At 65.2% G+C, this 14375-nt stretch carries 9 protein-coding genes; 7 read left to right on the top strand and 2 right to left on the bottom strand.

Features of this window, described 5'->3' with window-relative positions; translation table 11 throughout:
• From AC1DNE_RS25915 to glgX (AC1DNE_RS25900), 4 genes are all read left to right on the top strand, one after another.
• Nucleotides 1–214 (top strand): hypothetical protein (locus AC1DNE_RS25915; RefSeq protein WP_476841267.1); only part of this gene is annotated, 214 nt, incomplete at its 5' end.
• Between the two features lie 71 nt (nt 215–285).
• Nucleotides 286–471, top strand: a complete 186-nt coding sequence (locus AC1DNE_RS25910) for a hypothetical protein (protein WP_441473544.1) — start codon at nt 286–288, stop codon at nt 469–471.
• Between the two features lie 872 nt (nt 472–1343).
• Nucleotides 1344–3809 (top strand): glycogen/starch/alpha-glucan phosphorylase, encoded by a 2466-nt coding sequence (locus AC1DNE_RS25905; protein WP_476766497.1) that lies wholly within the window; start codon nt 1344–1346, stop codon nt 3807–3809.
• A gap of 49 nt (nt 3810–3858) precedes the next feature.
• Nucleotides 3859–5772 (top strand): glycogen debranching protein GlgX, encoded by a 1914-nt coding sequence (gene glgX / locus AC1DNE_RS25900; protein ID WP_441473542.1) that lies wholly within the window; start codon nt 3859–3861, stop codon nt 5770–5772.
• On the opposite strand, the gene glgX (AC1DNE_RS25895) is transcribed toward glgX (AC1DNE_RS25900), so the two are convergent.
• A complete protein-coding gene (gene glgX / locus AC1DNE_RS25895; RefSeq protein WP_476766496.1) occupies nt 5773–7845 on the bottom strand; it encodes a glycogen debranching protein GlgX in 2073 nt (690 codons plus the stop codon). It lies immediately after the preceding gene.
• Nucleotides 7846–8124: 279 nt separating this feature from the next.
• Here glgX (AC1DNE_RS25895) and glgA point away from each other — a divergent pair, with 279 nt between their 5' ends.
• Nucleotides 8125–9597 carry a glycogen synthase GlgA gene (glgA, locus tag AC1DNE_RS25890; RefSeq protein WP_441473540.1) on the top strand — a complete coding sequence of 491 codons (1473 nt, stop codon included), beginning with the start codon at nt 8125–8127 and terminating at the stop codon, nt 9595–9597.
• 50 nt (nt 9598–9647) lie between these two features.
• Here glgA and AC1DNE_RS25885 read toward each other — a convergent pair whose 3' ends face one another.
• Nucleotides 9648–9911, bottom strand: coding sequence for a DUF2934 domain-containing protein (locus AC1DNE_RS25885; protein WP_441473539.1), 264 nt, complete (start codon nt 9909–9911; stop codon nt 9648–9650).
• A gap of 179 nt (nt 9912–10090) precedes the next feature.
• Here AC1DNE_RS25885 and glgB point away from each other — a divergent pair, with 179 nt between their 5' ends.
• Nucleotides 10091–12319: a 1,4-alpha-glucan branching protein GlgB gene (glgB, locus tag AC1DNE_RS25880; protein WP_441473538.1), complete on the top strand. Its 2229-nt coding sequence runs from the start codon at nt 10091–10093 to the stop codon at nt 12317–12319.
• Nucleotides 12316–14361, top strand: a complete 2046-nt coding sequence (malQ, locus tag AC1DNE_RS25875) for a 4-alpha-glucanotransferase (protein WP_441473537.1) — start codon at nt 12316–12318, stop codon at nt 14359–14361. The genes glgB and malQ overlap by 4 nt, the downstream gene beginning before the upstream one ends.
• Nucleotides 14362–14375: the final 14 nt, after the last annotated feature.

Here is a 14375-nt window from a genome sequence, read left to right as displayed (position 1 = left end):
GTGCGACGACGACGTCCGTTCCAGACATGGACATGGCGATCTCCTATCGAAGACCGAGGAACGACAGGATGGCCATGATGACCACCACGAGACCGACGAGGTAGATAATACTGTCCATGAGCCCCTCCTGCTGATGAGCGAAAGTGACAGGCAAACAGTCGTCGATGCGGATTGGTTCCTAGAGGCTGCAAGCGGAAAAACCCGCTCCGAATAGCGAGTGATGCCGGAACCGCCAGGAAGGAGGCCCGTTCACCTTCCGGGGGGCATTCCAGACAGGAGGCGTCCATGCGAGACGGCGAAGGCAACAAGCTCAGCCCCGAAGAGCAGCAGCGCGTGAGATCGATCCAAGGCGATCTCGGCAAGGACGCGACCACGAAGGTCTCGATCAATCCCGATCCCGAAGACACAGGCGATGCGGACAAGCCGCAGGTGAAGCCAGGCGACAAGCCTGCAGCGGGCGTCGGCGAGTAGCTGCAGAAATTTTTGGAACAGGCTGACGCGCCCCTCGAATATGCAAAACCTGGGGAATGTGGACGAGGAACTGGCTCGGCGCGTCGACGTGGGACGGAGCGTCTCGCTGGCATGGTATGGAGGATCGCCGGCGGCGATGGGCGAAGAGAACTTCGCTGACTTACATCGTTCAATTTCGGATCCGGCGACGGTGCCCAGCATGCTGGAGGGCTCGGGCTGGATTGGCCGTCGACGGGCAGCATGATCGCGACGACCGAGCACTGGGCCGCAAGCTGGTTTGCCCGATGATTGCGGTCTGGTCCGAAAGGGATGACCTGCCTGACTTTATGGTGACGTTGTCGCGGCTTGGAGGGGATGGGCCAACGACGTCCGAGGCGCGTCGATACCCAGCGGTCATCACATGGCGGAGGAAGCGCCTGACGCGCTCGCACACTTCCCGATTTCTTCGGCGAGGACTCCGCTTCAAACCCCGTCTTTCGGGTCTTCTATAGTCGGCCGGCCCTCTTCGAGCAGCGTCGCACGCTCATGAAAGCGGACAAGACATCACGGGATTATAGGTTCGACGCGCATTCCGGCGACGCGCTGGGTCGTCTTGTGCCAAGGTCCGCGTTGTTGTCGGATCGGCTGTTCGCGAGCTCCCATCAGAAGGCGGGAAGCATGAAGACGCGGATAATATGCCTGCATACCTTAGGCGGCGCGGAAGTCGGGAAGGCTGAGTCGGGAAACCTACGCTGCATATCCCGGACGCGCCGATCGACTGATGCGGAGGCCCGTCCACGCATTGCATTCCAGGTCTCAAGCGGGACGAGACTTGATGTCGCCTTCTCGTTACGAGATCGTGGCATCACGAATTTCCGGATAGGACTTTGCTTTTGTCATCTCCGCCTCGCGAAACATCCGTTCACTACGAGCCCGATGAACAAGTCGAGCGCATCAAGGCCGAGGCGCTCCGCAAGCTCTCGTATTCACTCGGAAAAGACCCTGCCGTTGCTCAGACCCACGATTGGTTGACGGCGGCGATTCTCGCGGCACGCGACCACGTCATTGATGTCTGGCAGAAATCCACGCGGGAGAGCTACGCCACCGGCAGGAAGCGCGTCTATTACCTATCCCTGGAATTCCTCATCGGCCGCTCTCTTGCCGACACGCTGAACAACCTAGGCCTGACCGGCTCCATGGCCCAGGCTCTGCGCGAACTTGGCGTCGACCTCGCCGATATCGAGAACCTCGAACCTGACGCTGCGCTCGGCAATGGCGGCCTGGGGCGCCTCGCAGCCTGCTACATGGAGGCCATGGCCTCGACCGGCGTCCCGGCGCTCGGCTACGGCATCCGCTACGATCACGGGCTGTTCAAGCAGCGCATTGATGGCGGCCGGCAGATCGAGGTTCCCGAAGACTGGCTGTCCTTCCGAAACCCTTGGGAGTTCGAGCGGCGCGAGAGCGCCTACAAGATCGGTTTCGGCGGCTCCGTGACCGCGACCGAGAAGCCCGGGCAGGTGTTCTGGGCGCCGGAGGAAACGGTCTTCGCGGTCGCCTATGATACGCCCGTCGTCGGCTGGCGGGGGCGCGGCGCCAATACCTTGCGGCTGTGGCGCGCGCGGGCGATGCATCCGCTGTCCCTCGACGCCTTCAACCAGGGCGATCTGGTAGGAGCCGTGGCTGAACGCAATCGCGCGGAAGCGATCTCGAAGGTGCTCTATCCCAACGACTCGACCCCGGTCGGGCAGGAATTGCGCCTGCGGCAGGAATTCTTCTTCACCTCCGCCTCGTTGCAGGACTTGATCCGTCGTCACCATCGCCAGTTCGGCACCCTCGAAAACCTGGCCGACAAGGCATCGATCCAGCTCAACGACACCCATCCTTCGCTGGCGGTGGCGGAGCTGATGCGCCTGCTGATCGACGAGCACGCGTTCGAATGGGAGCGCGCCTGGGAGATCACGACGGCGACAATCTCCTATACCAATCACACGCTCCTGCCCGAAGCGCTGGAAACCTGGCCGGTCGCGCTGATGGAGCGGCTCCTGCCGCGCCATATGCAGATCGTCTTCGGCATCAATGCCCGCTTCCTCGACGGGGTCCGCCGCGACGCGCCCGATTCCGACCTCTCCGCCCTCTCGCTGATCGACGAGTATCACGGTCGGCGGGTGCGGATGGCGCATCTCGCCTTCGTCGGCTCGCACAAGGTCAACGGCGTCTCGGCCCTGCACTCGAACCTGATGAAGGAAACGGTGTTTGCGCCGCTGCATCGGGTCTTCCCCGACCGGATCACCAATGTCACCAACGGGATCACGCCGCGCCGCTGGCTTCTTAACGCCAATCCGGGTCTGACGAACCTGCTCAAGGAAACCTGCGGGGAGAAGGTCTCGGACGATATCGGGTTGATCCGCCAGTTCGCGAAACATGCCGACGACCCCTCGGTCCACGACCGGCTTGCCGCGATCCGACGCGAGAACAAGCTCAGGCTCGCGAAGATCATCCGCCAGGATTGCGGCGTCACGGTCGACCCCACCGCTCTCTTCGACGTGCAGATCAAGCGCATCCACGAATACAAGCGCCAACTGCTCAACATCCTCGAGACGATCGCCCACTACGACGCCATCCGGTCCGAGCCGTATCGCGACTGGGCGCCGCGCGTGAAGATCTTCGCCGGCAAGGCCGCCTCGAACTACGCGACCGCCAAGTCCATCATCAACCTGATCAACGACGTCGCCGCCGTGGTGAACAACGACATCAGCACGCGCGACCGGCTCAAGGTGGTGTTCCTGCCGAATTACAATGTCAGCCTCGCCGAGGCCATCATCCCGGCTGCCGACCTGTCGGAGCAAATCTCGACGGCTGGCATGGAGGCTTCAGGCACCGGCAACATGAAGTTCGCCCTGAACGGAGCCATCACCATCGGGACGCTCGACGGCGCCAATATCGAGATCGGCGAGCGCGTCGGCGCGGACAATATCGCAATCTTCGGCCTGACGGCGGAAGAGGTCGAGGCGACGCGGCGCAATCCACGGCCGAGCACCGAGATCATCCATGCCTCGGCCCATCTGGAGGGCGTTCTCGATGCGGTCTCCGGAGGAGCCTATTCCCCGCGCGATCGCAACCGGTATGCCGGCTTGGTGGACAGCCTCCTCGCGAATGACTGGTTCATGGTTCTCAATGATTTCGAGAGCTATCGCCTGACACAGCGGCGGATCGACAGCCTGTGGGCCGACCAGGCAAAATGGTGGCGCATGTCGGTGAACAACACGGCGCATTGCGCCTGGTTCAGCGCCGACCGCGCCATCGGGGAATATGCCCAGCGCATCTGGAACCTGCCGGCCTCGGTTCCGGGAGAAGGCTGACGCTTTGGCATCGCCGATGAGGATCAGGCCCTGCCCGCAGCCGGCGCGAATGGGCCCTTCCATCGTGGAAGGCGGGGTCTGCCTCGCGGTCTTCTCGCGCCATGGCAGCCGCGTCCTCGTGTCAGTGTTCGACGAGGCCGGCGAGACGGAGCTGGCATCGCTGCCGCTGCCTTGCCGGAGCGGGGACATCCATCACGGCCTGCTCGAAGGAGCCGGCGCGGGGCTGCGCTACGGCCTGCGTGTCGAGGGGCCATGGCAGCCCGAGCGCGGCCACCGGTTCGACCCGGCGAAGCTGCTCGTCGACCCCTATGCGACAGTGATCGACCGCCCCTTCCGCTGGGATCCGGAACTCGCCCGCGATGGCGCCGAGACATCGGCGCTGGTGCCGCGCAGCATCGTCCAGCCCCTGCCCGCCTCTGGCGCGCAGGCTGCCGCAGCATCGCCCAGCTTCATCTACGAGCTCGCCGTCCGGTCGTTCAGCATGCGCCATCCGGGCGTGCCCCCGACACTGCGCGGAACGCTAGCGGCCCTGCGCGAGCCTCCCGTCATCGCCCATCTCCAGGGATTGGGCGTCAGCCATGTCGAGCTGATGCCGGTTTCCGCCTGGATGGACGAGCGCCACCTGCCGCCGCTCGGGCTCGCCAATGCCTGGGGTTACAATCCCGTCAATTTCTTCGCGCTCGACCCGCGGCTCGCGCCCGGCGGGCCGGGCGATCTCGCAGCGCTCTGCGCCGCCTATGCCGAGTCCGGCATCGGCGTGATCCTCGACATCGTGCTGAACCACACCGCCGAAAGCGATGACTTCGGCGGCACGGTGAGCCTGCGCGGGCTCGACAACGCGGTCTACTATCGCCACGTCGCCGACGATCCCGGCCGGCTCGTCAACGATACCGGCTGCGGCCATACGCTGGCGCTCGACCGCGCCCCGGTCATGCGTCTGGCGATGGATGCCCTGCGTTACTGGCTGCGTCTCGGCGTCGCCGGCTTCCGCTTCGATCTCGGGACGGTGATGGGGCGGACCGAGGCGGGTTTCACGCCAGACGCGCCGCTCCTTGGCGCGATGCTGCAAGATCCTGAGCTCGCGCGCGCCATCCTGATCGCCGAACCCTGGGACGTCGGTCCAGGCGGCTATCGCCTCGGCGAATTCCCTGCCCCCTTTGCCGAATGGAACGGCCGCTACCGCGATGATATCCGCCGCTTCTGGCGCGGCGACGCCGGCACGGCCGGTAGCCTCGCGACGCGGCTTTCCGGCTCCTCCGACCTTTTCGCCGGCGACCATCGCGGGCCGCGAGCCAGCGTCAATTTCATCGCCGCCCATGACGGCTTTACGCTCCGCGACCTCGTTTCCTTCGAGCGCAAGCACAACGAGGCCAATGGCGAGGACAACCGCGACGGCGAGAACGACAATCACAGTTGGAATTGCGGCGCCGAAGGTCCGACCCGCGATCAGGGCATCGAAGCCGTCCGCGATCGCGACATCCGCGCCCTGCTCACGACGCTCTTCCTGTCGCGCAGCGTCCCGATGCTGACCGCGGGCGACGAGTTCGGGCGCACGCAGCATGGCAACAACAACGCGTATGCACAGGACAACCCGATCTCCTGGTTGGACTGGGAGCGCGCGGATGAGGGGCTAACGACCTTCGTCGCGTCGCTTGCAGCGCTGCGTCGCCGCCATCCGCTTCTGTCGGGCAGCACTTTCCTGACCGGCAAGGGAGACCCGCCGGACGCCGTCTGGCTCAAAACGGACGCGACACCAATCGCTGATCAGGAATGGGCGGGCCTCGATGCGTTCTGCCTTCTCCTCAACGGCAGCGACGAAAGCCTGCTCGTCGCCGTGAACAGACGCCGCGAAGCGACGCCTTTGACGCTTCCAGCCGGCCGATGGGAGCGGTTGCTCTCCTCTGAGAGCGGCCCAGATTCAGTCCTTCCCGCGCGCAGCGTCACGCTGTGGCGGAAAGCCTGATCACATCAGCACGATCAGGGACCGGGGCGAGAGCGAGATTTCCTGATCTGCCTTCAGGCCCTTGCGGCCCTCGTCCGAGTTCGGACCGGTCTCCGTATCCAGCACGACCGACCAGGAACCCGTTTTGACCCGCGGCGGGATCTTGAAGACGACCTCGCCATCGAAGGCATTGAACAGGACAAGCGCCTCGTCGCCACCCGCCTCGACATCCGGCATATGCATCAGCAGGCCGATCGCGAGCACGCCGGGATCGTCCCAGTGCTCCTCCTGCTGGTCGCCGCCTGCCGGGTTGACCCAGCGCAGCAGGCAGCCGTCGCGGAAGGAGGCGCGCCTGAAAATCGGGTGCTCGGTGCGTAGGGCGATCACCCGGCGGACGAAGCCGGCAAGCGCCTTGTCATGCTTGGTGATCTCGTCCCAGCGCATCCAGGCGATCTCGTTGTCCTGCGCGTAGACATTGTTGTTGCCGCGGTTGGAATGGCCGTGCTCGTCGCCGGAGAGAAGCATTGGCGTGCCGTGGGACAGGAGCAGCGTTGCCAGCAGGTTGCGCTTCTGGCGCTCGCGCACCGCGATGATGCCCTCGTCCTGGGTCGGCCCCTCGGCGCCATGGTTGAAGGACAGGTTATGGCCGTGGCCGTCCTTGTTGTCCTCGCCGTTCGCCTCGTTGTGCTTGTCGTTATAGGAGACGAGGTCCGCCAGGGTGAAGCCGTCATGGGCCGTGATGAAGTTCACGCTGGCCCATGGCCGGCGGCCGCGCTGGTCGTAGACGTCGCCCGAGCCGGTGATGCGCGCCGCGAGATCGCGGATGATCCCCTCCTCGCCTTTCCAGTAGCCCCGGATGGTGTCGCGGTACTTGTCGTTCCACTCGGCCCAGCCCGGCGGAAAGCCGCCGACCTGATAGCCGCCCGGCCCGATATCCCAGGGCTCGCCGACAAGCTTGACCTTGCGCAGCACCGGATCCTGCCCCATCGCGTCAAAGAAACCGCCGCGCGGATCGAAGCCGTGCGGCTCGCGTCCGAGGATCGTGCCGAGATCGAAGCGGAAGCCGTCGACCTCCATCACCTCGACCCAATAGCGCAGCGAATCCATCACCATCTGCAGCACGCGCGGGTGCGAGGTGTTCACGGTATTCCCGGTACCGGTATCGTTGACGTAGTAGCGCGGCTCGCCGGGCATCGTCCTATAATAGGAGAAGTTGTCGATCCCCTTGAACGACAGCGTCGGGCCGAGCTCGTTGCCCTCGGCCGTGTGGTTGTAGACGACGTCCAGCACCACCTCGAGCCCCGCATCGTGGAAGCGACGGACCATGTCGCGGAACGACGACAGGCCCGATGGCCCGACATAGCGCTGCATCGGCGCGAAGAAGCCGATCGTATTGTAGCCCCAGTAGTTGGACAGCCCCTTGGCGACGAGGTGATGGTCGTCGAGATAGGCATGCACCGGCAGGAGCTCGACCGTGGTGACGCCGAGACTCTTGACGTAGTCGACCACAGCCGGCTCGGCGAGACCGTCAAAGGTGCCGCGCCGATCCTCGGGGACGGCCGGGTGCAACCGAGTGAAGCCTCGTACATGCGTCTCGTAGAAGATGGTGCGGTCCCAGCCGATGTTGGGCGCGGCCGGGCGCTTCAGATCGGCCTTCCAGTCGACCACCACGCATTTCGGCATGTAGGGCGCGCTGTCGAGCTCGCTGAAGCTGAGATCGCGGTCGTCATCGACGCCGATCTCGTAGCCGTAATGCGCGTCGTTCCAGTCGACCGCGCCGGAAAATTCCCGCGCATAGGGATCGAGTAACAGCTTGTTGGGATTGAAGCGATGCCCCTCCTCCGGGGCGAAGCGGCCGTGAACGCGATAGCCGTAGCGCTGCCCCGGCCCGACGCCCGGCAGGTAGCCGTGGAAGACTTCGTCGGTGTATTCCGGCAGGGTGATGCGCGCGGTCTCGGTCTGCCCGCTCTCGTCGAAGAGGCAGAGCTCGACCCGCTCAGCATGCACCGAAAACAGCGCGAAATTCGTCCCGCCGCCATCGAACACGGCGCCGAGCTCGGAAGCCCGTCCGGGCCTGATGTCAAAACCCGTCATATCGTGCTCCCGACATGTCACAGCAGTTTTGCGTCCAGCTGCAGTATGGAGAATCAAGGCCGCGAAGCCGTCCTGCTGCCGTCGCGATGGCAGCAACGTGCTGCGACAAAGGCAGTTCCGGATAGCTGGCCTCGATCTTGCCTAAATATTTTCTCGACAAGGCCGGAACCGCGGCGTCGGTCGACCTGTTCTGCTTCGCGAAGTGCCGAGGGCGTGACGATGACAGACGGGTTGAAGCTTGCCGAAATCGGAGTCTTGCCCGCGACGTCCGGACACGCCTTGCATTACGCGCCCGCCGTTAAGGACGACATCGCGGACCGCCCTTCGCCGATCGCCGCCACCACGAAGCTGCTGTTCGTAACGTCAGAGATGGGCGACTTCATCAAGGCCGGCGGCCTGGGAGAAGTCTCAACAGCGCTGCCGCGGCAATTGCGGAAGTTCTGCGAAGTGCGCGTGCTGCTGCCCGGCTTCCGGCAGGTCCGCAAGGCGAGGCCGGCGATGGAAATCGTCCGGCAGCTGCCGCGGGTAGCCGGCCTGCCGCCATGGTCGCTCGGCCGCTTCACCACTAGCGACGGCCTGATCATCTATAGCGTACTCTGCGACGAGCTCTATGATCGCGACGGCTCGCCCTACGGACCGTTCGGTGGCGGTGATTTCGGCGACAACGATATCCGCTTCGGGCGGTTATCGCTCGCCGCCGCGGAAATAGCTGCCGGCGACGCCGATCCGAACTGGAAGCCCGATGTCGTCCATGTGAACGACTGGCCCTCCGCGCTCGCGCCTGGTTACATGCGCTGGAAGGGATTGGAGACGCCCTCGATCCTGACGATCCACAACCTTGCCTATCAGGGGCTATACCACCCGCAGCGCATGCGTCTGCTGGGCATTCCCGATCTCGCCTACAACATCAACGGCTCCGAGTTTCACGGCAAGATTTCGTTCCTGAAGAGCGGCATCTATTACGGCTCGCATGTCACGACGGTGAGCGAGACCTATGCCAACGAGATCACCACGGTCGAGCATGGCTGTGGCCTCGACGGTCTCCTCAAGACGCGGATGAGCGAAGGCCGATTGACCGGCATCGTCAACGGCATCGACGACAGCTGGAATGCCCTGATCGAAGGCGGCCGCTCCGGCGACCAGATCATCCGCCAGTGGAAGCGGCGCAACGCCGCCGATATCCGCCGGACATTCGATCTGCCGGACTCGCGGGGCCCGCTCTTCTCGATCGTCTCCCGTCTCGTCCATCAGAAGGGCATCGATCTGTCGCTGGAGGCTGCCGAGACGATCGTGGCGCAGGGCGGCCAGCTCGTTGTGACGGGACGCGGCGAGCCGCGCATCGAGGAAGCCGTCGAGAAGCTCGCGCGCAGATATCCCCGCGCCGTCGCTGCGCGAATCGGCTTCGACGACGGCGAAGCGCGCCGTCTGTTCGCCGCCAGCGATTTCCTGCTGATGCCCTCGCGCTTCGAGCCATGCGGGCTCAGCCAGATGTATGCGCAGCGCTCCGGCGCGCTGCCGATCGCCTACCGGACCGGCGGGCTGGTCGATACGATCGAAGACGGATTGTCGGGCTTCCTGTTCTCCAATCTCACGGGCGCAGGCTTGACCGGGGCCGTCGCCCGCGCGCTCGAAGCCTTCCGCTCGAAACGCGCGTTCCGGCAGATGCGGGACCATGCCATGGCCAAGCGCTTCGACTGGCGCCGGCCCAGCTTCCGCTATGCGGATGTCTATGCCAGCGCGCTCGCTGCCTGATCATGGCAATCAGGCGGCATCGACAGTGCTCGGAGCTCTCATCGATACGCTCAGGTCTTGGCCCTGGGCGCAGATTTGCGCGCGCCGGCATTCCCCCTTACCGCCTTTTTGACCGGGACGGTCGCTTTAGGTTTGTCGTCCGTGGTCGCGGAAAACTCGCCCTCGACCGGCTTCTTCGCCTTGGCGGCTTCGCCGACGCTCGCCGCGACCCGCTCCTCGGCCCGGCGCCAATGTTCGGCATCGCGGCCCTCGGGCTTACCCTCGGCCTCCCAGATCGCATAGGCGGTATCGCGGACGATCTGTTCCCGGCTCATCATCTGCTCCTCGAAAGGCGGCTGAAACGCGGTGGATGAACGGTAATAGGGGTAGTTGGTTCCGCCCCGCCTTTAGACGATGGTGCGGAAGCGGAACGGAGATCGTTTCTGCTGCGTTGCATCATCGCCGATTCCCGATCCCGTGCGGAACGCCTCTCGTCTTTCGGATAAGCCCGTTTATGCGCCAGTCTGCCCCTTCTCTGCCCGCTCTAGCCCCACATGATCTGGTGCTGCTGGAGGAAGGGCGCCATCCCGACCCCTTCGCCGTGCTGGGTCGCCACGCGTTCGCGGGCGGCAGCTTCGTGCGAGCCTTCCTCCCTGGCTGCAACTACGCCGAATTCGTCACCGGAGAGGGCGAGGAACGCACCGCGGTGCCGATGATCACGCAAGGCGACGGCGTCTTCCAGGTCTCAGCCCCCTCGGAAGGCTCTTACCGGCTTCGCATCTCCTGGCCCAACGGCATCGTCGAAGCGGCCGATCCATACGCCTTCGGCCTGTCGCTGTCGGAGGACGACATTTATCTCTTTGCCGAGGGGCGCCATTTCGATCTTTCGACACGACTAGGCGCCAATCCGTGGTCTTTCGACGGTGTCGATGGCGTTCTCTTCGCAGTCTGGGCACCGAATGCGGCCCAGGTCGCGGTCGTCGGCGAATTCAACAGCTGGGATGCCCGCCGCCACCCGATGCGGCGCCGGCTAGGCCCCGGAATCTGGGAACTGTTCATCCCCGGCATCGGCCCGGGCGCCGTTTACAAATACGCGATCACCGGACCTGACGGCCAAAAGCTCCCCTGGAAAGCCGATCCGCTCGGCCGCCGGCAGGAGGAGCCGCCGCGCACCGGCTCGATCGTCGCTGCCACCCCGGATTTCGCCTGGAGCGATGCCGCGTGGCTGGCAAAGCGCGAGCGCTCAACACCGATGGCCGAGCCGCTCGCCATCTACGAGGTTCATGTCGGCTCCTGGCTCAGAAGCGACTGGGGTCGCATGGGCAGTTGGAATGAGGCCATCGACAGGCTCATCCCCTACCTGGAGCACATGGGTTTCAGCCATGTCGAACTCCTGCCGATCACCGAGCACCCCTTCGGCGGCTCATGGGGCTATCAGCCGCTCGGCCTCTTCGCGCCCACCGCAAGGCTGGGCCCGCCCGAGGCCTTCGCCCTTTTCGTCGACCGCTGCCATGCCGCCGGCATCGGCGTGATCCTGGATTGGGTGCCGGCACATTTCCCCTCGGACGAGCACGGCCTCGCACGCTTCGACGGCACGGCCCTCTACGAGCACGAGGACCCCCGCCAGGGCTTCCACCGCGACTGGAACACGCTGATCTACAATGTCGGCCGACGCGAGGTCCGCGGCTTCCTCATCGCCTCGGCGCTGTGGTGGCTGGAGACTTTCCACCTCGACGGGCTGCGTGTCGATGCGGTCGCATCGATGCTCTATCGCGACTACAGCCGCGAGCCCGGCGAATGGGTGCCGAACCATCTCGGCGGGCGCGAGAACTTCGAGGCGATCTCCTTCTTCCAGGAGCTCAACACCCTTGTCGGAGCGCGCACGCGCGGCGCCATCACCATCGCGGAGGAATCGACCGCCTGGCCGGGCGTTACCGCGCCGGTCCACCATGGCGGACTCGGCTTCCACTTCAAATGGAACATGGGTTGGATGCACGACACGCTGCGCTATTTCGCGCGGGACCCGATCCATCGCGGCCATCACGGCGACGACGTCACCTTCGGATTGATCTACGCCTTTTCCGAAAACTTCGTGTTGCCGATCTCGCATGACGAAGTCGTCCACGGCAAAGGCTCTCTCATCGCCCGCATGCCGGGCGACGACTGGCAGCGCTTCGCCAATCTGCGGCTATGCCTCGCACTGATGTGGACCCATCCCGGCAAAAAGCTACTCTTCATGGGCTGCGAGTTCGGTCAGGAGGAGGAATGGAACGTCGATGCGCCCTTCCCCTGGCCCGCTGATGATGACGGCCGGCGTCGCGGGACCATGCAACTGGTGCGCGATCTCAATCGACTCTATCGCAGCCATCCCAGCCTGCACCGCCTTGACCACGCCCCGGAGGGCTTCGGCTGGGTCATCGCGGACGATCAGCCCAATGCCATCTTCGCCTTCACCCGCTCGGCCGGCGACGGCAGGCCGCCGCTGCTGGTGATCGCGAACATGACGCCCGTGCCGCGTCACGATTACCGTGTCGGCGTAGCAGCCTCTGGACTGTGGACCGAGCGGCTCAACAGCGACGCTGAGATCTATGGAGGTTCCAAGCTCGGCAATGGCGGACAGGCGATGGCCGAGCCCATCCCCTCCCATGGACAGCCGCAATCGCTGTCGCTGGTCCTGCCGCCTCTCGCGCTGCTCGTGCTGGAACATGCGGGGTCGGGTAATGCCGGGGGCGGCGCGCGATGACGGACGACATCCTGCGTCAGCTCGCCGCCCGCGCCGGCATCGCGCCGGAGTGGACCGACCAGACCGGCGCGTTGCGCCAGGTCACGCCGGAGAGCCTGCGCGCGATCCTCGGCGCGCTCGGCCTGCCTGCCGAAACCGATAAAGCGCTACGCAATTCCCTAGCCGCCGTGGAAACCCTTCCCATGTCAGGATCGGCGCGCTTCCTGACCGCCCGGGTCGGACAGCCGGTCGACCTGCCCACCGCCGGCGAGGAAGAAACTCCGATCGAGGTGGTTCTGGAAGATGGATCGCGGCGCGTCCTCAGGGCGCGAAGAGCCGACGACCGGCTGCTTTTGCCTGCGTTCGACCAACCCGGGTACCACACTATCCAGCTTGGAGCCGAAACGACCACCGTTGCGGTCGCCCCGACGCGCTGCATCACCTTCTCTGACCTTTCGGGAGGGCGCCCAGGCTGGGGTCTCGCGGCGCAGATCTATTCGTTGCGCAGCGCCTATGACGGTGGGATCGGCAATTTCGCCGGCGTGGCCGCGCTGGGCCGGGCCGCCGCCGCCGCCCGCGGGGCCGATGCGCTGGCGATCAGCCCGGTTCATGCGCTCTACGGCGCCTTGCCCGGCCAGTTCAGCCCGTACTCGCCCTCGACGCGGCTGTTCTACAATCCGCTGCACGCCGATCCTGCGGCCGCGTTTCCCGCCGGCCTGATATCGACCATAGCCGCACAGGCAGGCCTTGCCGAGGAGATGGAGCGGCTCTCCAGGCTCGACCAGATCGACTGGCCGGCCGCGACGCCGCTGCGGCAACGCTTCCTGCGCGCGCTCTTCGATCAACTGGACAAGGCCGGAGAAAGCCGCTCCGCCTTCGAGCGCTATGCCGCGGAAGCCTCGTCCCTCCTGCGCTCCCACGCGATCTTCGAGGTCCTGCATGCCACCGAGCTGGCGCGCGACCCGACCATGCGATCCTGGCGCGAGTGGCAGCCCGGCTATCGCGATCCCGACGGTCCGCAGGTCGCGGCCTTCGCCGAGGCCCATCGCGGTGAGATCCGCTATCAGATCTTCCTGCAATGGCTGACGAGCCTGTCCTATGGCGCTGCTCAGCGCGCCTGCCGGGAAGCCGGCATGACGGTCGGGCTCATCGCCGATCTCGCCATCGGCATGGACGGCGCCGGCAGCCACGCCTGGAGCCGTCAAGACGAGGTGCTGCACGGGCTGAGCGTCGGCGCACCGCCCGACTATTACGCAGCTGACGGCCAGAACTGGGCACTGACCACCTTCTCGCCGCGAGGCCTCGCGGCCAGCGGCTACGCTCCCTTCATCGAGACGTTGCGGGCGTGCCTGCGCCATGTGGGCGGCATCCGGATCGACCATGTCATGGGCATGAGCCGTCTCTGGCTGATCCCGGAAGGTGCCGGCGCGCTCGACGGTGCCTATGTCAGCTTTCCTTCCGAGACGCTGTTCCGCCTGATCGCTCTCGAATCCTGGCGCCATCGCGCCATCGTCATCGGCGAGGATCTCGGCACCCTGCCCTATGGCTTCCGCGACTATCTGCGCGAGCAGGGCGTGGCGGGCCTGCGCGTCCTGCGCTTCGAACGGACCCAGCACGGCTATGTTCGACCTTGGGATTGGGATCGCGATGCGGTGGCCTTGACCAGCACCCATGACCTCATCCCCACCGCCGGCTGGTGGGCGGGTTCCGATCTCGATGCGCCGGGCGAGACCAGCGAAGCCGCAGCTATCAGGAGCTGGGATCGCGGCGTGCTCTGGGGTGCATTCAGGGATGCTGGCCTGGCAGACGGCGAACGCCCGGCACCTGAGGATACCGACCCGGTGGTCGATGCGGCGATCCGCTATGTCGCGGCGACGCCCTGCACGATGAAGATCGTGCCGATCGAGGACGCTCTTGGTCTTCGCGTGCAGCCTAATGTTCCAGGCACGACCTTCGAAAGGCCGAACTGGCGGCACCGTCTGGAAGGCGATGCAGCCGAGATGCTCAATGGCGTCGGTGTTCGTGACCGATTGGCGCTTCTGCGAGCCAATCGATCAAGCTGATCGTCAGGCATGAG

Source organism: Allobosea sp. 05L423, from assembly GCF_056397745.1.
The sequence above is the reverse complement of the archived record's forward strand: the minus strand, read 5'-3'. Positions and strand labels throughout refer to the sequence as shown.

Excerpts from the sequence above, each read along its gene's own strand:
- glgB (WP_441473538.1), top strand. The coding sequence starts at position 10,091 with ATGCGCCAGTCTGCCCCTTCTCTGCCCGCTCTAGCCCCACATGATCTG.
- malQ (WP_441473537.1), top strand. The coding sequence starts at position 12,316 with ATGACGGACGACATCCTGCGTCAGCTCGCCGCCCGCGCCGGCATCGCG.
- AC1DNE_RS25910 (WP_441473544.1), top strand. The coding sequence starts at position 286 with ATGCGAGACGGCGAAGGCAACAAGCTCAGCCCCGAAGAGCAGCAGCGC.
- glgX (WP_441473542.1), top strand. The coding sequence starts at position 3,859 with ATGGGCCCTTCCATCGTGGAAGGCGGGGTCTGCCTCGCGGTCTTCTCG.
- glgX (WP_476766496.1), bottom strand. The coding sequence starts at position 7,845 with ATGACGGGTTTTGACATCAGGCCCGGACGGGCTTCCGAGCTCGGCGCC.
- AC1DNE_RS25885 (WP_441473539.1), bottom strand. The coding sequence starts at position 9,911 with ATGAGCCGGGAACAGATCGTCCGCGATACCGCCTATGCGATCTGGGAG.